Origin of the sequence: Sphingomonas sp. CFBP8993, from assembly GCF_034044895.1 — a bacterium.
Lineage (GTDB): Bacteria > Pseudomonadota > Alphaproteobacteria > Sphingomonadales > Sphingomonadaceae > Sphingomonas.
This window is the reverse complement of sequence record NZ_JAXCWU010000002.1, coordinates 630,046-648,597: the sequence shown is the minus strand read 5'-3', so window position 1 is coordinate 648,597 and position 18,552 is coordinate 630,046. Positions and strand designations below refer to the sequence as shown.

The following is an 18,552-nucleotide window of genomic DNA, read 5'->3' as shown; positions in this document are numbered from 1 at the left end:
ACGGAGGCCAGCCTCCATATCCTGGCCTATAACTTCAAGCGGCTGATTGCCATCCTCGGCGTCCCGGCAATGATCGCAGCAATTCAGAGCTGAGCGCCAACGCTCAACCTTCAACGCGCCGCGCCGAAAATACTGACCAGCTGCTGTGAAGCCGTTTTTACACGGCCTGGCCCAGTAGCGGACATTCAGCTTTGCTGGCACGATGCCGACCATGATGCAGCGACCCTTTACGAACCGTACTGTTGGCGTGATCGCGATCGCGCTGGTTTCTGCGGCAACCGGATACGCCGTCGGGCGGTCGAGCCAGCACGCTCCTGAAATGTACCGGCCCCGCACTGCCGAAGCTGCGGTGATCGCCCGATCTCGGGAAGACTTCGGAGGCTCGCCCATAGTGCAAGATGCAATCCGCCGTTGGACGCCGAAGAATGGTGGGACGGTCGAAAAGGCGATGTCAGGCTATCAGGTCCAAGTAGTGGACACGCCCTCGATGTCCTGCGTCAAGTTCGCTGCTATTGCATATGACGTGGGAGGAGAGCCGACCTACTGCTATAACCCCCGCACCGCCCAGCTGGTGTGGGAGAACAGCAACGTCGAGTGAATGTCCGCTTTCCACCACGCCCGGTCGGTCTGCTAGCGCCCAAACCCGGTCATTCCCAAAACTCAATTCCATACGAGACGGCGAAGGCACGGCATACGCAGGCCGGACTAATGGTTTTGCCAGCGGATACCGGGTGCGCGATGTCGCCATCGTCAGGTAACAATCCGAAGATCACCCCCGGCGAGGCGGTCCATGTGGTCGACATGACCTTGCGATACACCGCCGCCCGCACGCTTGACCTGATACGATGCCAGATCGGCCGCACGCACGAGCGCGTCGAAATCCATGCCGTCATCATATGCGACCGCGAACCCCAGGCTTGCTCCGACATACACGCTGGTGTCGCCGATATCGTATGGCTTGCGCAACGTCGCGAGTAGCTGATCCGCCAACGATATGGCGTCCTCGGTGCAAGCAACGCCGCCCTGGAGGATCGCAAACTCGTCTCCGCCCAGCCGTGCAGCCGCAGCACCCGGTGCAGAGGCTCGGATGCGCCGGGCAACATCGACGAGCACCTGGTCGCCCGCGGCATGGCCATGACAATCGTTGATGGGCTTGAACCCGTCGAGATCGAAGCAATGAATTGCGAGGCCGCCCGGCGTGCCCGATGTCACGCGAAACGCCTCTCTGAACCCCAGACGATTGAGAAGCCCCGTCAGGGGGTCGTTGCGTGCCAGCGTCGCCATATCCAGCTCGGTCGCGATATGGCGCACGGCATTGCGATAGACGTGTCGGACCGTCTCGAAACTGCCTGCAAGAAACACGGCGAACATTGCCGCCGTGACCCGGTGCGGAACATCGCTCCAAAAGCAGCATGCCACTATGACGGGAACAGCGGCAACGATCAGCGCCGCGACCGCCAGCGCGGGACAAACGGCAAGACGCGCCACTACACCCGCGCAATAAGCGAACAGGAGCGCCGTCCCGAGTACATGCCATTCCGCGTCGATATGGAAAAATAGCAGGCTCACCATTGCTGCGATCGAAGTTGCTGTGGCCAGCGTCACGACCAAATGCCGCTGTTGGTAGAAGCGGGCGGTAGAAGCACAGTGTGTTTCATTCCTCAGTGCCTCACGCTGGTAGCTCATCAGGAACAGCTTTCCGCCTGTTCCTGCCGCTCCGGTCAACGCGGCAAGGGCGAAAACAGGATTGCCAATCCGGAGCCAGGCCAGCGACGCGATACCGACCAAAGTGATCCCCATGATTGCGGTGGGTACCGCGCTGTACGCCAGATCCGAAATCAACGCCGCATAGACATCGGGATCTATACGGCAGGGAGCGGTCTGCGTGAGTTGGGGGCGCTTCATAATGGTGAAACCCGGCGATCAAGGGGAACGGGACAATTACATTCGCATGGGAATGTCTAACGCAATGTTATTACGAGATATCACGGGATTGATCGGCGCGCACTGGCTGCAGTGTCGCGTCGCCGGCTGTCCTTGGGCACCAGCGACGGGGAGGATTGCCGATCTCACTCCCATCCGTAGCAGCCGCTGATGGTGAGACCGGAGAGGATCAATGTCGCTGCCCCGATCCAGACGTTACGCCCGATCGTGATTGGCCTGCCAACCTCCAACGCCCTGGAGCGTAATGACGAGTTGCGCAAGTGGTCAGCCGTGAGGGGGGTGGACGCCGGGACCGATTTCCGTGACGGTGCCTATCCACCCATAGCAGACAATCAGTCCGGGCATCTTGGTCCGCCATGGGGCAAAGGTCTTCCCGGCGCCCACGTCATGCCGAACAAACAGGACACGCGAAAACGAAAAAAGCGGGCTTTCGCCCGCTTCATCGTCGTCCACCGATGTCAGTAGAAGATTGGTCGGGGCGACAGGATTCGAACCTGCGACCCCCACACCCCCAGTGTGATGCGCTACCAGGCTGCGCTACGCCCCGACCGAGCGGCGGCCTCTAGGCGGGTTTTATCCGGGATGCAAGCCTTGATGTTACGATACCGCCGACACCACATCCGCCTCTCCATTGCGCCTGTCCGCCTGCGATGGTAGCGGGCAGGCTATCCGACATGGGGGCTTGTCGATCGTCATCGGTCGACCGGTGCCCGTGCCCATTCAGCATAGACGGGTCCGAATGTTCATTCCCTTCACCGCCCCAGTCGCCGCGGCCGCCGCCGCAACCGGGGCCGCCGGCTCCAGCGGCGTCGCCTCGTTCATCAGCCTCGCGCCGCTGATCGTCGTCTTCGTCGTCTTCTACTTCCTGATGATCCGCCCGCAACAGCGCCGCATGAAGACGCTGCAGGCGTCGATCGAGGCGGTCAAGAAGGGCGATCAGGTCACCACGGCGGGCGGCATCGTCGGCAAGGTGACCCGCGTCGAGGACCAGCTGGTCGAGGTCGAGATCGCGCCGAACGTCCGCGTCCGCGTGGTCAAGGCGACGCTGACCGACATTCTCGATCCCACCGCCAAGCCCGCGAACGACTGACCCCATGCTGGATTTCCCCCGCTGGAAGGTCGCTTCCATCATCGCGCTGCTGGGCGCGCTGTGCCTGCTGGCGATCCCGAGCTTTCTGCCCGAAAGCATGACCGACAAATGGGGGGCGATCCCCCATCCGCGCGTCAACAAGGGTCTCGACCTGGCGGGCGGCAGCTATCTGCTGCTGGAGGCGGACACCGCCGACCTCGCCAATACGCGGCTGGAGACGATGCGCGACCAGGTCGCGGCCGAGATGCGGCGCGGCAATCCGCGCATCGACATCGGCGACATCTCGGTGCGTAACGGCCAGCTCAGCTTCATGCTGCGCGATCCGTCGCAGGTCGATGCGGCGCGCGAGCGGCTGCTGACGATCACCGGCGGCGGGGCGGGCATGACCGGCCAGCGCGAATGGGACATCAACGTCGTCGACACCTCGCGCTTCGTCCTGAAGCCGACCCAGGCGGGCCTGACCCAGGCGGTCGACACCGCGATGAAGACCGCGACCGAGGTGGTCCGGCGCCGCATCGACGCGCTGGGCACCAAGGAGCCGACGATCCTCCAGCAGGGTTCGAACCGCATCGTGGTGCAGGTCCCCGGCCTGCAGAACCCGCAGGCGCTGAAGGACCTGATCGGCAAGACAGCCAAGCTGGAATTCAAGCTGGTCGACACCACCGCCAATCCGGCCGAGGTGGTCAAGGGCAATGCCCCGGCGGGCAGCCAGGTCCTGCCCTATCCCGGCAATCCACTCGGCGCGCCGGTGATCGCGGTCAAGCGGCCGGTCATCATCTCGGGCGACCAGTTGATCGACGCGCAGCAGACGTTCGACCAGCAGACCAACGCGCCGCAGGTGGCGATCACCTTCGACGCGCAGGGCGGGCGCAAGTTCGCGCGCATCACGCAGGAAAATACCGGCAAGCCCTTCGCCATCATCCTCGACGGGCAGGTGCTGTCGGCCCCCAACATCAACGAACCGATCCTGGGCGGTCGCGCCTCGATCAGCGGCAACTTCACCGTCGACACGGCGAACCAGCTGGCGATCTCGCTGCGCTCGGGCAAGCTGCCGATCGACCTGAAGGTCGTCGAGGAACGCACCGTCGGTCCCGACCTGGGCGCCGATTCGATCCGCGCGGGCATCCTCGCCTCGGCGATCGCCGCGGTCGCGGTCATCATCTTCATGACCGTCACCTATGGCCGGTTCGGCATCTATGCGAACATTGCGGTCGTCATCAACGTGCTGGTCATCCTGGCCGTCATGGCGATGCTGAACGCGACGCTGACCCTGCCGGGTATCGCGGGCTTCATCCTGACCATCGGCACTGCGGTCGACGCCAACGTGCTGATCAACGAGCGCATCCGCGAAGAGCGACGGCGCGGGCGAAACGTCATCCAGGCGGTCGAGCTGGGTTACAAGGAAGCCAGCCGCACCATCTTCGAGGCGAACGTGACCCATGCGATTTCGGGTGTGATCATGCTCGTGCTCGGCTCGGGGCCCGTCAAGGGCTTCGCGGTCGTGCTGCTGATCGGCATCGTGACCAGCGTGTTCACCGCCGTTACCTTCACGCGGATGCTCGTGGCGCTGTGGTTGCGCCGCGAAAAGCCCAAGACCATCAACATTTGAGGCAGGAGAACAGATCATGCGCCTCCTGAAACTCGTCCCCGACAACACGAACATCGATTTCGTCCGCCTGCGCGGCTGGGCGTTCGGGCTGACGCTCGCGCTCACCCTGCTGGCGGTCGGCGTGACGTTCGTGAAGGGCCTCAATCTGGGCGTCGACTTTGTCGGCGGCCTGATGATCGAGGAGAAATTCCCCACCCCGCCTTCCGCCGACCGGGTCCGTTCGGTCGTCGACGGCCTGGGCGTGGGCGAAGCCAATATCCAGACAGTCGGCGACGGCCGTACCATCAGCATCCGCCTGCCGGTGCCCAAGTCCAACGACGAAGGCGCGACCAACGCCGTCGTGCGCAAGGTCGAGTCCGCGCTGGGCCAGCAATTCCCCGGCGCGACCTTCACCCGTTACGACACGGTGTCGGGCAAGGTCTCCGACGAACTGATCAAGCACGGCGTGCTGGCGGTGGTGCTGGCGATCCTGGGTATCGGCCTGTTCGCGATCTTCCGCTTCGAATGGCAGTTCGGCGTGTCGACCATCGTCGCCATCGTCCACGATCTTCTCGTCACGCTGGGCTTCTTCGCGATCACCCAGTTCGAGCTGGACCTGACGATCATCGCGGCGTTCCTGACCATCATCGGCTATTCGATCAACGACAAGATCGTCATCGACGACCGCATCCGCGAGAATATGCGCCGCTATCGCAAGATGGACATGCGCGAGATCATCAACCTGTCGGTGAACGAGACGCTGCCGCGCACGGTCATGACCTCGGTCACGATCCTGCTGGCGCTGATCGCGCTGCTGCTGCTGGGCGGCCATGTGCTGCGCGGCTTCACCGCGGCGATGATCTTGGGCATCGTGGTCGGCACCTATTCGTCGATCTACGTCTCCTCCTCGCTGCTGATCTCGCTGGGCCTGCGCGCCGAGCCGAACCGCGAGAAGCCGGGCACCACCGACAAGCGCAAGGTGGCCGACGCCGAGCGCATCACCCCGCGCGAGAGCTGAGCCGCCCGCAATGAGCGACTCGATCCGCATCACGCGTGATCCGACCGCGCCCGGCCCGATCGTCCGCGGCTTTGCCGCCACGGGCTTTCGGGTGGGCGAAATCGCCTATCCGGCACTGCTGCTGGCGCCGGACTGGCACGAACCGTGGAGCCCTCCGCCCTTCGAGGCGCTGACCGCCGAGGCGGTGGCCGCGCTGGTCGACGAGGCGCCGGAGTTCCTGCTGCTCGGCACCGGCGCGACCTTGCGCCGTGCGCCCGCCGCCATGGTCGCGGCGCTCGAGGTGCGTGGTGTGGGGGTGGAGGTGATGGACAGCCGCGCCGCCGCCCGCGCCTGGGGCGTGCTGCGCGGCGAAGGCCGCAAGCTGGCCGCCGCGCTCTACCCGCTTGACGCCTGAGCGTTCCTCCCCCGCAAGGGGAGGAACGATATGGGCCTACCGCGCTCGCCCGACCAGCTCCGCCAGATGCGAATGCAGCGCCGCCGCATTGGCGGGCCAGGTGAAGTCGCGCACCGCCGCGCGTGTCGCCCAGGGGTCGGGCGGCTGATCGAGCAGGTCGCGGATCGCGGTGGCGAAAGCGTCGGCATCCGCCTGCGCGATGCGTCCCGCCGCCCGGCTGGTCACCACATCGGCCGCCCCGCCCGCGGGCGTGATCACGACCGGCGTCCCGCAGGCGATCGATTCGACCCAGGCATTGGCCAGCCCTTCCGATACCGAGGCCAGCGCCATCACGTCGGCGGCCCCCAGCCATTCGGGCAGTGCGGCATGGGCCATGCCGCCGACCAGCCTGACCCGGTCCGCCACCCCCAGTCGCTCGGCACGCGCGGCCAGGGCGGCGCGGTCCGCTCCTTCGCCGATGATGACCAGCGTGACGCCGGGCAGGCGCGCCACCGCGTCGATGACGACACCGTGCCCCTTGCGCGGGATCAGAGCACCCAGCGACACCACCATCGGTCCGGTGATGCCCAGCGCCGCGCGGGCGGTCAGGCGGTCGATCGGCTGGAACCGGGCCTGGTCGACGCCGGTATGATGGACGCGGATGCGGTGGCGCGAGACACCGAGCGCGGCGACATCCTCCGCCATCGCGTCGCTGACCGCGAGCAAGCCATCGGCCTGCGCCGCCGCCTGCGCCACCTGTCGCCGGGTGGCGGGCGCATGGCCCCAATGGTGGATATCGGCACCGCGCGCCTTGATCGATACCGGCACGCCGTAGCGCCGCCCCAGCGCGACCGCCGCCGGTCCGTCGGGGAAGAAGAAGGATGCGTCAATCACGTCGAACCGCTGCTCGTCGCGAAGCCGGTCGAGCATGGGGACAAGTGCCCGCCGCATCGCCGGGACATGAAACCGCGCCCCCGTCCCCGGCAATGTGGTGAAGCGCGGCCGCGAGACGTCGAGGCCCGACCAGTCCTCCCGGAGCGGCAGCGCGGCTTGCGCCTTGAAACGCGGCGCCCCGGCCAGCGGCCAGACCGGCAGGCCGATCGGCGCGACGACACGCACCGCCACTCCCGGCCGCATCGCCAGCGCTGCGGTCTGGCGTTCGACGAAGATGCCGAAATTGGGCCGCGTCGCATCAGGAAACAGGCTCGACAGGGTCAGAACGTTCAGCATGACATTCGATACTCCCGCCGCGCGCCCACGGCTTGCCGCCATTGATTCCGATTTCGGAACGATCTGGTTAAGATGTCGCCTCCATGGTCGGCATCTGGCCACATATCACCCCTTTGCGACAAGGATCATGACGGCATCGCACATGGCCGTTCATCCATGCGACAGATCGCGCCTGACACAATCGAATGTGGCGGCTAATCTGCCGTCGACTTCGGGGGGTGGATGTGATGGCGCGATTCGGACGTCTGGGTGCCGTGTTGGCACTGGGTGCGACGCTGGCGGGTTGTGGCGGCGGCGATGGCGGCGGCAGCGGTGGTGGGGCCGCGACCAATCCCGGCGGCGGGACGACGACCGGCACGACCGAATCGGCCTGCTCGCTGCGCAATCGCCAGAACTGGGCCGCCGCGCAGTTGAACGAATGGTATCTGTTCCCCGAGACGCTGCCCGCCTCGCTCGACCCCTCGCCCTATAAGACGGTCAGCGACTATATCGACGAACTGACTGCGACGGCGCGGGCGCAGCGCAAGGATCGCTATTTCACCTACATCACCTCGATCGCCGAAGAAAATGCCTATTACAGCTCGGGCGCATCGGCGGGGTTCGGCTTCCGGCTGGCGGCGGATGCGGGGCAGACGAAGCTGCAGATCGCGGAGTCGTTCGAGGGCGGCGCGGCACTCGCCGCCGGGATCGACCGGGGTACGGCGATCCTGGGCATCGGCACCACCGCCGACAATATCCGCACCATTGCCGACATCGTCGCCGCCGATCCCAATAACGGCCTGTCCAACGCGCTCGGGCCGAGCACGGCGGGCACGACGCGCTTCCTGCGCGTGTCCGATCCTGCCGGTGCGGTCCGTACGGTGCAGCTCGCCAAGTCGGACTATTCGCTCCAGCCGGTGTCGCCCAATTACGGGGCGCAGGTGATCACCGACAACGGCCAGCGCTATGGCTATATCAACCTGCGCACCTTCATCAGCACCGCGGACCCGCAGTTGCGCGCCGCCTTCGCGACCTTCAAGCAGCAGGGCATCACCCAGGTCGTGGTCGATCTGCGCTACAATGGCGGTGGCAGCGTCGATATCGCCGACCTGTTCAACAACCTGCTGGGCGGCGCGCGCCAGTCGTCCGACGTGATGGGCTATACCGCCTATCGCGCCAGCAAGTCGGCGAACAACCAGACGACCTATTTCTCACCCCAGTCGCAGTCGATCACGCCGACCCGGATCGCCTTTATCGGCACCGGCGCGACCGCCTCGGCCAGCGAGCTCGTGCTCAACCGGACCCTGCCCTACATGGGCAGCAACACCGGGCTGATCGGCACCAACACCTATGGCAAGCCGGTGGGGCAGATCGCGCGCGACAATGCGCAGTGCGACGACCGCCTGCGCATCATCGCCATCGCGATCCAGAATGCGAACCGGCAGGGCGATTATTATAGCGGCCTGGCAGGCGTCGTTCCCGCGAGCTGTCGCGCGGCGGACGACCTGACCCGCAAGATGGGCGATCCGCAGGAAGCCTCGACCCGCGCCGCGCTCGACTTCCTGCAGGGCAAGAGCTGCACCCCGATCACCGCGACCGCCTCGGCACAGGCGTTCCGCAACGACGATCTGCGCAAGCTGGTCCAGCCCGACCGCCCGACCGCCGCGCAGCGCGACGTGCCGGGGCTGTTCTAAGATTCCGTAAGCCCTCTCTCCCAGAATCGGGGAGAGAGGGCCAGACGCCTCTTACAGGCGCTGCGTACCCGCATAGGCGAATAGCGCGTCGCCGTCCGCCGACAACGTGACGGTCTCATGCCCGGTGACGGTCACGCAATGCCCCGCGTGAAAATCGACATCCGCGACTTTGCCTGAACCGGTGATCGGGATCAGCCAGGCGGTCTTGCCCTCGGGCAGCGCCACGGCATGGTCCCCGGCCGCCCAGCGTTCCAGCACGAACTTGGGCCCCTCGACCAGAATGTCGCGGCCCTCGCCTGCTGCGCCCGGCGACACGATCGGCTGGTACGGAGTCAGATGCGCAACGTCGACGCCATCCTCCAGATGGAGTTCGCGGTCGCTGCCATAATCGTACAGGCGATAGGTCGTCTCGCTGTTCTGCTGCACTTCGATCACGGTCAGCCCGGCGCCGATCGCGTGGATCGTGCCCGAAGGGGCATAATAAAAGTCGCCTTCCTTGACCGGCACCCAGTCTAGATCCGCCTCGACCGAACCGTCGCGCGCGTCGCTGCGCAGCTGTTCCTTGGTCATCGTCGCCTTGGGCCCCAGCGCGATGGTCGAATCGGGCTCGGCGGTCAGGATCGTCCAGCATTCGTCCTTGCCGCGCGGCAGGCCGCGGGCATGGGCCTGTTCGTCATCGGGATGGACCTGCACCGACAGCTTCTCGCTGGTGAACAGATATTTGATGAGCAGGTCGGGCGAGGTGTCGCCGGGTTCCTGGAACCAGACCTCGCCGATCGGCGCGCCACCCGGCGCGACATCCTCGAACCCCGGATAGAGCGTGTGGCGGCCCCAGGGCTTTTCGACGCGGTGGGTGTGGAGCAGCGTGGCGGGCATGATTCAGGGATTCCTTCACGATCGGGCGTCGGTGAAACCGTTGGTACGGGGCGGCGTTCCACCCCGGCACCTTCGCTGCCGTCCATGCCGCGATCGCCGCGCCGATGGCAAGTCGTTCGACCCCGGAATTGCCCGCGCCGACCGCTCGCCAACCATATGTGCGGAGGGACTGTTCCCGGCCGTTCGCCTGCGCTAAGGACATGCGCGATGCGTAACCCCCGTTCCCGTGCGCTGTCGCTGGCGCTCATCGCCGCTTTGGCCCTTCCGATCGCGGGTTGTGCCCGCAACCGTACCCGCACCGACCTGCCCTATGTCGCGCGCGACGTCGGCACGCTGTACACGGCCGCCAAGAACCGGCTCGACCAGCGCCGCTACAAGGAGGCCGCGCTGCTCTTCGACGAGGTGGAGCGACAGCACCCCTATTCGGTCTGGGCTCGCCGCGCGCAGCTGATGAGTGCGTTCAGCTATTATCTGGGTCGCGAATATACCCAGTCGATCCAGTCGGCGCAGCGCTTCCTGGCGGTCCATCCCGGCAACCGCGACGCCCCCTATGCCTATTACCTGATCGCGCTCGGCTATTACGAGCAGATCCAGGACGTGACCCGCGACCAGAAGATCACCCGCCAGGCGCTCGACGCGCTGGGCGAGCTGATGCGCCGCTATCCCAACACCCGCTATGCCGCCGATGCGCGGTTGAAGGTCGATCTGGTCAACGACCATCTGGCGGGCAAGGAGATGGAGATCGGCCGCTTCTACGAGGACCGCCACCAGTGGCTGGCCGCGTCGATGCGCTTCCGCACCGTCATCGACAAATATCAGACGACCAGCCACACGCCCGAGGCGTTGATGCGCCTGACCGAAACCTATCTGGCGCTGGGCGTACGTCCCGAGGCCGAGCGGTCGGCCGCCGTGCTGGGCGCCAACTATCCGGGCACCGACTGGTACAACCGCGCTTACAAGCTGATGCGCGAATATCCGGTGGAGCCGATTCCCGCGATTCAGCCGGGCCAGCCCGTGGTGCCGACCGGCACGCCGGGTTCGGTCAATGTCGGCCTGCCAGGCGGCGGTGGCGGCACCGTCACGCCCAGCGCTGCCGCGCCGGGCCGTCCGACCCCGACCGGCAACAACAGCTCGCCGACGGGTTAAACACCTTATCCTCCCCGGTACGGGGAGGTGGCAGGCCACAGGCCTGACGGAGGGGGGCTTCCACAAGGCATGTCCTGTGTGGCGATCCCCCTCCACCAGCTTTGCTGGTCCCCCTCCCCGTGCCGGGGAGGAATAGATGCCTCCCGAACAAATCGGGATCATTTTCGCCGCGGGGGGATAACATCGCGCGGCATTTCGCTTTATATCGCGGCCTATGCTGACCGCGCTGTCCATTCGTGATGTCGTCCTGATCGAGGCGCTCGACCTCGATTTCGGCCGTGGCCTGGGCGTCCTGACGGGCGAGACCGGGGCGGGCAAGTCGATCCTGCTCGATGCGCTGGGCCTGGCGCTGGGCGGGCGTGGCGACAGCGGACTGGTGCGGCATGGTGCCGGCCAGGCGATCGTCACCGCCAGTTTCGAGCCCCCCGCCCCCGACAGCCGCCTCGCCGCGATCCTCGACGACGCGGGAATTGAGATCGAGGCGGGCGAGCCGTTGATCGTACGCCGTCAGGTCAAGGCCGATGGCGGCAGCCGTGGCTTCGTCAACAACCAGCCCGCCTCTGCCGCGCTGCTGCGCGAGATCGCGCCTTTCCTGGTCGAAATCCACGGCCAGCATGACGATCGCGGCTTGCTGAACCCGCGCGGTCACCGGACGATGCTCGACAGCTTCGGACGGGTCGATGCAAGCGCGGTCGCTGCCGCCTGGACCCGGTTCCGCGAGGCGGAGGCCGCCCTGAGCGCCGCGCGCGACGAGATCGAGACGGCGGCCCGCGATCGCGAGTGGCTGGAACATGCGGTCGCCGAACTCACCAAGCTCGCAGCCGAACCGGGCGAGGAAGAAGCACTGGCCGATCGCCGCCGCACCATGCAGCGATCGGAAAAGATCGCCGACGAACTGGGCGCGATCGACGAGCATCTGCAAGGATCGGACGGCGCGCTGGCCGGACTGCGCCAGGCGGCCCGCGTGCTGGAGCGGATCGGCGAGGACCATCCCGCGCTCGCCGAGGCCCTCGCCGCCATCGACCGCGCGGTGATCGAGGCGTCGCTGGCCGAGGATCGGCTGGTCGAGGCGCAGCGCGAACTCGCTTATGACCCGCGCGCGCTGGAAGAGGACGAGGCACGGCTGTTCGAGTTGCGCGGCATGGCGCGCAAGCATCGCGTCCAGCCCGACGATCTGGCCGACCTGACCGAACAGTTGCGCGGGCGACTCGAGCGCCTCGACGCGGGCGAGGAAGGAATCGGGCGACTGGAAGCGGCGGTCGCCAGTGCGTGCGCCGCCTTCGACCAGGCCGCCGCCAAGGTGTCGAGCGCGCGCATCGCCGCCGCCGAGCGGCTGGACCGGGCGGTAAAGGGTGAGCTGGCCCCGCTGAAGCTCGATGCCGCGCGTTTTCGAACGATCGTCGCGCCGCTCGAACCCTCGGGCTGGTCGGCGGCGGGCAAGGACCGGGTCGAGTTCGAAATCTCGACCAATCCCGGCGCCCCCTTCGCACCGCTGATGAAGATCGCCAGCGGCGGCGAATTGTCACGTTTCCTTTTGGCGTTGAAGGTCGCGCTGGCGGAGGAAGGCGGCGCATCGACGATGGTCTTTGACGAAATCGACCGCGGCGTCGGCGGTGCGGTCGCCTCGGCGATCGGCGACCGCCTCCACCGGCTCGCGGAGCGGACGCAGCTGCTGGTCGTGACCCACAGCCCGCAGGTCGCGGCACGCGGCGCGGCACATCTGCTGATCGCCAAGAGCCATGACGGCACCGTCACCCGCACCGGCGTTCGTGGCCTGAGCGCGGTCGAACGGCGCGAGGAGATCGCCCGGATGCTGTCGGGTGCGACGATCACCGACGAAGCGCGTGCCCAAGCCGACCGGTTGCTGGAGCCATGACAGCCAGACATTGGAAAAAGATTTTGTAAGTGATAGCAAGCAGCGGATGGTTAACGCGTCCTAACGCCTGTTTGCAGGACGTATCCGATGTTGAACAAATTGACCGCCGCTCCCCTGCCCGACGCCGCAAACGATATGACCGTGCTGATGGAGCGTGTGCAGTCGTGCATTGCGTTGGCTGACCGGCTGGAATTGCAGCATGTGGCGATCTATCTCGACCAAGCGCGGGCGCTTCTTGCCGAAAAGGGGGCCGAGGATCAGGCCGCCATGGGTATGGCGCCCCTGTCCTTCTCCGTAACCCCTATCGACCCCCAGCCCTGATCCGACTTGCCCGCGCCGATTGGCGCTCGGGCCATCTTGATCCCGTGACCGGGGCTGGACTAGCACGGGTCGCGTGACATCCCCGCTTCCCCTGCCGCAAACCGATCTCGAAGCCGCCGCCCAGCTCAACAGCCTCGCCCGCGAGATCGCCCATCACAACCGCCTTTATCATACCGATGACGCGCCCGAGATTTCGGACGCCGATTATGACGCGCTGGTCCGCCGCAACACCGCGATCGAGACCGCCTTCCCGCACCTGATCCGCAGCGACTCGCCCAATACCCAGGTCGGTGCCGCCCCCGCCGCGCATCTGGCCAAGGTGCCGCACGCGCGGCCGATGACCAGCCTCGACAACGCCTTCACCGACGAGGAGGTCGAGGAGTTTGTCGGCCGCGTCCGCCGCTATCTGAAGCTGGCCGAGGACGAACCCGTTACCCTGACCGCCGAGCCCAAGATCGATGGCCTGTCCTGCTCGCTGCGTTATGTCGACGGACGCCTGGTCCAGGCACTGACGCGCGGCGATGGCGCGATCGGCGAGGACGTGACCGAGAATGTCCGCACCATCGCCGACATTCCCCACACCCTGCCCGCCGACGCGCCGAACGTGTTCGAGGTGCGCGGCGAAGTCTATATGAGCAAGGCCGATTTCGCCGCGCTCAACGCCCGGCTGGCGCAGGAAGCGGCCGAAACCGGCAAGGAGGCGCGCCAGTTCGCCAATCCGCGCAACGCCGCCGCCGGATCGCTTCGCCAGAAGAACCCCGCCATCACGGCCGGGCGCCCCTTGCGCTTCCTCGCCCATGGCTGGGGCGAGGCGAGCGCGGTGAGGGTAGAGACGCAATATGACATGGTCGAGGCTTGGCGGCGCTGGAGATTTCCCATCGCCGACGCCTTTGCCCGCGTGCCCGACGCCGCCGCCGCGCTGGCCATCTATCGCACCATCGAGACGCAGCGCGCCGACCTGCCCTTCGATATCGACGGCGTGGTCTACAAGGTCGACCGGCTCGACTGGCAGGCGCGACTCGGCATTGTCGGGCGCACGCCGCGCTGGGCGATCGCACACAAATTCCCCGCCGAGCGCGCCCAGACCACGCTGGAGAAAATCGACATCCAGGTCGGCCGCACCGGCGCCCTCACCCCGGTCGCTCGGCTGGAGCCGGTGACGGTCGGCGGCGTCGTCGTAACCAACGCGACACTGCACAATGCCGACGAGATCGAGCGGCTGGGCGTTCGCCCCGGCGACCGCGTGGTCCTGCAACGCGCGGGCGACGTCATCCCGCAGATCGTCGAGAACCTGACCCGCGACGTGGCGCGCGAACCCTTCGTCTTCCCCGACCACTGCCCCGAATGCGGCAGCCTCGCCACGCGCGAGGAGGGCGAGGTCGTCATCCGCTGCACCGGCGGCTTGATCTGCCCGGCGCAGCGCGTGGAACGCCTGATCCACCTCGTCTCGCGCCATGCCTTCGACATTACCGGCCTGGGGCTGGTGCGCGTCGAGGAATTCTTCCGCGACGGCCTCATCGCCTCACCCGCCGACATCTTCCGTCTACACAAGCATCGCGAGGCGCTGATCCAGCGCGAGCGCATGTCGGAACTGGTGGTCGACAAGCTGCTCTCCGCCATCGACGCGCGGCGCGACATCTCGCTCGACCGCTTCCTCTTTGCGCTGGGCATCCGCCATGTCGGCGAGATCACCGCGCGTGACCTGGCCCGCCGCTTCGTCTCGATGGCCGGTTTCCGCGCGATGATCGATGCCGCGCTCCAGGTCCGTGCCGAAACCGTCCCTGCCCTGGGGGAACCCGAGCGCAAGTTCGAACTCCGCCGCCAGCGCGCCATCGTCGCCGCGATCGACACGCCGCAGATCGGCCCCGAAGTCGCCGACGCCCTCCTCGACTTCTTCGTCGAGGAGCATAACCGCGCCGTCGTCGACGACCTGCTGAGCGAAGTCACGCCCGCCGACACCGTCCACCAGACCCGCGAATCGGAGGTGACCGGCAAGACCCTGGTCTTCACCGGTACGCTCGAAACCCTGTCGCGCGACGAGGCCAAGGCGCAGGCCGAGGCGCTGGGCGCCCGCGTCTCTGGCTCGGTATCGGCCAAGACCGACCTTCTGATCGCCGGACCGGGGGCAGGATCGAAGCTGAAAAAGGCGCAGGACCTGGGCATCCGGGTGATCAACGAAGCCGACTGGAACGCACTGGTCGCGGCGAGTTGAGGATGGCGGGATCGTGACGGCATCGTCATGATCTGGGTTCCGGCTCGTATGGCCCGGCGGGACTTACTGCACCCTCCGCAGGACCCCATGCAGGCGGACAGTGCGCAAATTCCGGAACCGAATGAAGGCGATAGCGCCGATACCGCTCCCATTACCGTTGCCAAACTGCAACGCTTGACGAATGAGTGAAGTCCCCCCTGTCACCGCCATGAACTTTGTAACATAACGGCAATGTTCGTAGCGCAGGGGCACGCTCAACCGAGCCGAAAAACGGCCGGACCGCGCCGCTTCGCGCGCGAAAAGGGGACCTTTGATTTATGCGTAATTCGCTTTTCCTGGGCGCGGCCGTCGTTGCGCTCGCCATTCCGGCCGCAGCGTCGGCGCAGTCGACCGGCTCGGTGGATGCCGAAGAAGTCGTCGTCACCGGCAATCGCAATGACAGCGTGGGCGGCGTCAAGACCGTCGACACCACCCGCAACAAGGCGGTGCTGACGCAGCAGTTCATCAGCCGCCAGACCCCGGGCCAGAGCGTCAACGAAATCATCAACAACCTGCCGGGCGTCAGCTTCCAGAACAACGACCCGTTCGGTTCGGCCGGCGGCACGCTGACCATCCGCGGCTTCGACTCGACCCGCATCAGCCAGACCTTCGACGGCATTCCGCTGAACGACACCGGCAACTATGCGATCTACTCGAACCAGCAGCTTGACCCCGAACTGATCGAGCAGGTCAACGTCAACCTGGGCACCACCGACGTGGACTCGCCCACCCCCGGCGCGACCGGTTCGACCGTCAATTATCGCAGCCTGATCCCGACCGACAATTTCGGTGCGCGCATGGTCGGCTCGGTCGGCGACTACAGCTTCTTCCGCGTATTCGGCGTGGTGAACACCGGCGTCTTCACCCCCTGGGGCACCAAGGCCTGGATCGCGGGCAGCAACGCCACCAACGACGTGGTGTTCAACAACTTCGGCAAGATCGACAAGCAGCAGTATAACGCCAAGGTCTATCAGCCGGTCGGCAGCAACGGCGACTTCATCGCCGTGTCGGGCCACTACAATCAGCTGCGCAACAACTTCTTCGGCTCAGCCCCGCTGCGCAACGACACCAATGTATACAGCAACGTAACAGGTACCGGCACGTCGGCCGCGAATCCCCCGGTCCTGAACGTCGGCGCGATCCGCACCGCCGGCACCGGGTCGAGCAACCGCTTCCCCAACAGCCGCGACGAGCTGCCCTATTCGGTCGCACGCTGCCAGATCGCTACGGCCAATGCGGGCGTCAACGACGTGCCCAACAGCTGCGGCACCACCTTCGACGAGCGTTACAACCCGTCGAACACCGCCAACATCCGCGTCAACTCGCGCTTCACGCTCGCCGATAACCTCGTCCTGTCGGCCGACCCGTATTTCCAGTACACCAAGGCCAATGGCGGCGGCACGGTGCGCGGCCAGGAAGGCGCCTTTACCGCCCGCAACGGCCAGACCTTCTACGGCTTCATCGGTAACAACTATTATTTTGGCCGCGACCTGAACGGTGACGGCGACGTGCTCGATCGCACCACCACCGTCGGCAGCACCACGACCAATGGCGGCGTCACCCTGCTCGCCCCCAGCCAGACGGTTACGCGCCGCTACGGCCTCATCTCGTCGCTGCGCTACGACATCGCGCGTGGCCAGACGATCCGTGTCGCCTACACGCACGAATATGCGCGTCACCGTCAGACCGGCGAGCTGGGCTATCTCCAGCTGAACGGCCGGCCGTTCGACGTCTTCCCGGTCAACAACCCGATCCTCGCCGTCAACGGCTCGGTGGTCCAGAAGCGTGACCGCCAGTCGTTCGCGATCCTGGATCAGCTGTCGGGCGAATATACCGGCAAGTTCTTCGACGACACGCTGACCATCCAGGCGGGCATCCGCGCACCGTGGTTCAAGCGCGACCTGAACAACTTCTGCTTCGTCACCTCGGGCAGCGGCAATGTCGACTGCCTGGGTCGTGGCAACGATGCGGCCAACGCCGCCTATGCGGCCGCGAACCCGTATTCGTACAACGCCACCACCAACACGGTGACCGGCTTTGCGGCGCCGCAGCAGCGCGTCCTGCGCTACAACCGCGTCCTGCCGAGCGCGGGCTTCACCTATCGCCTCGACAGCAATGCCTCGGTCTTCGCGAATTACTCGCGTGGTTTCCAGGTTCCGGGCACCGACAATCTTTACCAGACGCTATACTATCCGGCGAACACCGAGGCGGCCAATCCGAAGCCCGAATTCTCGGACAACTTCGACCTGGGCGCCCGCTACACCACCAGCCGCATTCAGGCGCAGCTGGGCCTCTGGTACACCAAGTTCAGCAACCGTCTGGCCTCGGCCTATGACGTCGACACGCAGCAGACGATCTATCGCAACTTGGGCCGCGTCGATAAGTACGGCATCGATGGCTCGATCGCCTATCGTCCGGTCGACGACGTCATGCTCTACGTCTTCGGTTCGTACCTGAAGTCGGAAATCAAGAACGACGTCGTGCTGGGTCGCTGCCCGACCACGCTGACCGCCGCGAACACCACCTCGAACTGCTCGGGCCCCGGTGCCCCGGTTTATGCGCTGACTGCTGGCAAGCGGGAGTCGGGTGCACCGGTCTACACCTTCGGTGGTCGCGCTCAGGCGACGCTCGGCCCCGTCGATCTCGGCATCCAGGCCAAGCGGACCGGTCGTCGTTACCTGAACGACCAGAACCTGCCGCAGTTCGCCTGCACCGTGGCGCTGATCAACAGTGTCTGCCCGACGGTCAGCAACGTGCCTGCGTCGTTTACCGGCACGCGCGGCATTCAGTACCAGACCTACGGCGCCTATGCGCCGGGCTACACGACCGTCGATCTGGACGCGCGGATCGCGCTCGGCTGGACTGGCATCGGCACCAACAAGACCTATATCCAGGTGAACCTGCAGAACGTGTTCAACACCTTCTATGTCGGCGGCATGGGTCAGGCGGGGCAGACGGCCAATGTCGTCTCGTCGCTGCCGTTCGTGCAGATCGGTTCGCCGCGCGCGCTGATCGTGTCGCTGAACACCCAGTTCTAAGATTCGCCCCGGCTTTCACGCCGGATCGGTTCGGGGCCGCCCTTCCTTTGGGAAGGGCGGTCCTTTCTTTTTGCCCTTTCGCAGACTTTGCCCTTCCCCCTCAGGCCGTGTAGGTGTCGCCCGGCCAT

The 18,552-nt window shown here is 66.0% G+C and carries 14 protein-coding genes and 1 tRNA gene; 11 read left to right on the top strand and 4 right to left on the bottom strand.

Annotation, left to right across the window (positions count from 1 at the left end):
- Positions 1-247: 247 nt before the first annotated feature.
- On the top strand, positions 248-598 hold the full coding sequence (locus SOM26_RS06185; protein ID WP_320451841.1) for a hypothetical protein: 351 nt from the start codon (positions 248-250) through the stop codon (positions 596-598).
- 152 nt (positions 599-750) lie between these two features.
- On the opposite strand, the gene SOM26_RS06180 is transcribed toward SOM26_RS06185, so the two are convergent.
- Together SOM26_RS06180 and SOM26_RS06175 are read right to left on the bottom strand one after the other, a co-directional pair.
- Positions 751-1,905 (bottom strand): diguanylate cyclase domain-containing protein, encoded by a 1,155-nt coding sequence (locus SOM26_RS06180; protein ID WP_320451840.1) that lies wholly within the window; start codon positions 1,903-1,905, stop codon positions 751-753.
- 509 nt (positions 1,906-2,414) lie between these two features.
- Positions 2,415-2,491: transfer RNA gene (locus SOM26_RS06175), tRNA-Pro, on the bottom strand.
- 192 nt (positions 2,492-2,683) lie between these two features.
- On the opposite strand from SOM26_RS06175, the gene yajC reads away from it, so the two are divergent.
- The 4 genes from yajC to SOM26_RS06155 are packed head-to-tail and all read left to right on the top strand — an operon-like array spanning position 2,684 to position 6,034.
- On the top strand, positions 2,684-3,034 hold the full coding sequence (gene yajC, locus SOM26_RS06170; RefSeq protein WP_320451839.1) for a preprotein translocase subunit YajC: 351 nt from the start codon (positions 2,684-2,686) through the stop codon (positions 3,032-3,034).
- A gap of 4 nt (positions 3,035-3,038) precedes the next feature.
- Complete coding sequence (gene secD, locus SOM26_RS06165) at positions 3,039-4,643, top strand: protein translocase subunit SecD (protein WP_320451838.1); 1,605 nt, start codon at positions 3,039-3,041, stop codon at positions 4,641-4,643.
- A 16-nt stretch (positions 4,644-4,659) separates the two neighbouring features.
- Positions 4,660-5,640: a protein translocase subunit SecF gene (secF, locus tag SOM26_RS06160; RefSeq protein WP_320451837.1), complete on the top strand. Its 981-nt coding sequence runs from the start codon at positions 4,660-4,662 to the stop codon at positions 5,638-5,640.
- A 10-nt stretch (positions 5,641-5,650) separates the two neighbouring features.
- The gene (locus SOM26_RS06155) at positions 5,651-6,034 is read left to right on the top strand and encodes an Mth938-like domain-containing protein (RefSeq protein ID WP_320451836.1); all 384 of its coding nucleotides are present in this window, start codon (positions 5,651-5,653) and stop codon (positions 6,032-6,034) included.
- Between the two features lie 36 nt (positions 6,035-6,070).
- On the opposite strand, the gene SOM26_RS06150 is transcribed toward SOM26_RS06155, so the two are convergent.
- Positions 6,071-7,243, bottom strand: coding sequence for a glycosyltransferase (locus SOM26_RS06150; RefSeq protein ID WP_320451835.1), 1,173 nt, complete (start codon positions 7,241-7,243; stop codon positions 6,071-6,073).
- A 227-nt stretch (positions 7,244-7,470) separates the two neighbouring features.
- On the opposite strand from SOM26_RS06150, the gene SOM26_RS06145 reads away from it, so the two are divergent.
- Positions 7,471-8,916: a S41 family peptidase gene (locus SOM26_RS06145; protein WP_320451834.1), complete on the top strand. Its 1,446-nt coding sequence runs from the start codon at positions 7,471-7,473 to the stop codon at positions 8,914-8,916.
- 51 nt (positions 8,917-8,967) lie between these two features.
- Here SOM26_RS06145 and SOM26_RS06140 read toward each other — a convergent pair whose 3' ends face one another.
- On the bottom strand, positions 8,968-9,792 hold the full coding sequence (locus SOM26_RS06140; protein WP_320451833.1) for a class I mannose-6-phosphate isomerase: 825 nt from the start codon (positions 9,790-9,792) through the stop codon (positions 8,968-8,970).
- A gap of 207 nt (positions 9,793-9,999) precedes the next feature.
- On the opposite strand from SOM26_RS06140, the gene SOM26_RS06135 reads away from it, so the two are divergent.
- The 5 genes from SOM26_RS06135 (at position 10,000) to SOM26_RS06115 (ending at position 18,424) form a co-directional block, all read left to right on the top strand.
- Complete coding sequence (locus tag SOM26_RS06135) at positions 10,000-10,938, top strand: outer membrane protein assembly factor BamD (protein WP_320451832.1); 939 nt, start codon at positions 10,000-10,002, stop codon at positions 10,936-10,938.
- A gap of 214 nt (positions 10,939-11,152) precedes the next feature.
- The gene (recN, locus tag SOM26_RS06130; protein ID WP_320451831.1) at positions 11,153-12,814 is read left to right on the top strand and encodes a DNA repair protein RecN; all 1,662 of its coding nucleotides are present in this window, start codon (positions 11,153-11,155) and stop codon (positions 12,812-12,814) included.
- 135 nt (positions 12,815-12,949) lie between these two features.
- On the top strand, positions 12,950-13,135 hold the full coding sequence (locus SOM26_RS06125; protein WP_320451830.1) for a hypothetical protein: 186 nt from the start codon (positions 12,950-12,952) through the stop codon (positions 13,133-13,135).
- A gap of 73 nt (positions 13,136-13,208) precedes the next feature.
- On the top strand, positions 13,209-15,347 hold the full coding sequence (gene ligA, locus SOM26_RS06120) for an NAD-dependent DNA ligase LigA (RefSeq protein WP_320451829.1): 2,139 nt from the start codon (positions 13,209-13,211) through the stop codon (positions 15,345-15,347).
- 317 nt (positions 15,348-15,664) lie between these two features.
- Positions 15,665-18,424: a TonB-dependent receptor gene (locus SOM26_RS06115; protein WP_320451828.1), complete on the top strand. Its 2,760-nt coding sequence runs from the start codon at positions 15,665-15,667 to the stop codon at positions 18,422-18,424.
- Positions 18,425-18,552 lie beyond the last annotated feature (128 nt).

Bases quoted from the DNA above. Each gene is read 5' to 3' on its own strand.
- SOM26_RS06140 (WP_320451833.1), bottom strand. From the start codon at position 9,792: ATGCCCGCCACGCTGCTCCACACCCACCGCGTCGAAAAGCCCTGGGGC.
- SOM26_RS06180 (WP_320451840.1), bottom strand. From the start codon at position 1,905: ATGAAGCGCCCCCAACTCACGCAGACCGCTCCCTGCCGTATAGATCCC.
- SOM26_RS06150 (WP_320451835.1), bottom strand. From the start codon at position 7,243: ATGCTGAACGTTCTGACCCTGTCGAGCCTGTTTCCTGATGCGACGCGG.
- SOM26_RS06115 (WP_320451828.1), top strand. From the start codon at position 15,665: ATGCGTAATTCGCTTTTCCTGGGCGCGGCCGTCGTTGCGCTCGCCATT.
- SOM26_RS06125 (WP_320451830.1), top strand. From the start codon at position 12,950: ATGACCGTGCTGATGGAGCGTGTGCAGTCGTGCATTGCGTTGGCTGAC.
- SOM26_RS06135 (WP_320451832.1), top strand. From the start codon at position 10,000: ATGCGTAACCCCCGTTCCCGTGCGCTGTCGCTGGCGCTCATCGCCGCT.
- SOM26_RS06145 (WP_320451834.1), top strand. From the start codon at position 7,471: ATGGCGCGATTCGGACGTCTGGGTGCCGTGTTGGCACTGGGTGCGACG.
- yajC (WP_320451839.1), top strand. From the start codon at position 2,684: ATGTTCATTCCCTTCACCGCCCCAGTCGCCGCGGCCGCCGCCGCAACC.
- recN (WP_320451831.1), top strand. From the start codon at position 11,153: ATGCTGACCGCGCTGTCCATTCGTGATGTCGTCCTGATCGAGGCGCTC.
- SOM26_RS06155 (WP_320451836.1), top strand. From the start codon at position 5,651: ATGAGCGACTCGATCCGCATCACGCGTGATCCGACCGCGCCCGGCCCG.
- secF (WP_320451837.1), top strand. From the start codon at position 4,660: ATGCGCCTCCTGAAACTCGTCCCCGACAACACGAACATCGATTTCGTC.
- secD (WP_320451838.1), top strand. From the start codon at position 3,039: ATGCTGGATTTCCCCCGCTGGAAGGTCGCTTCCATCATCGCGCTGCTG.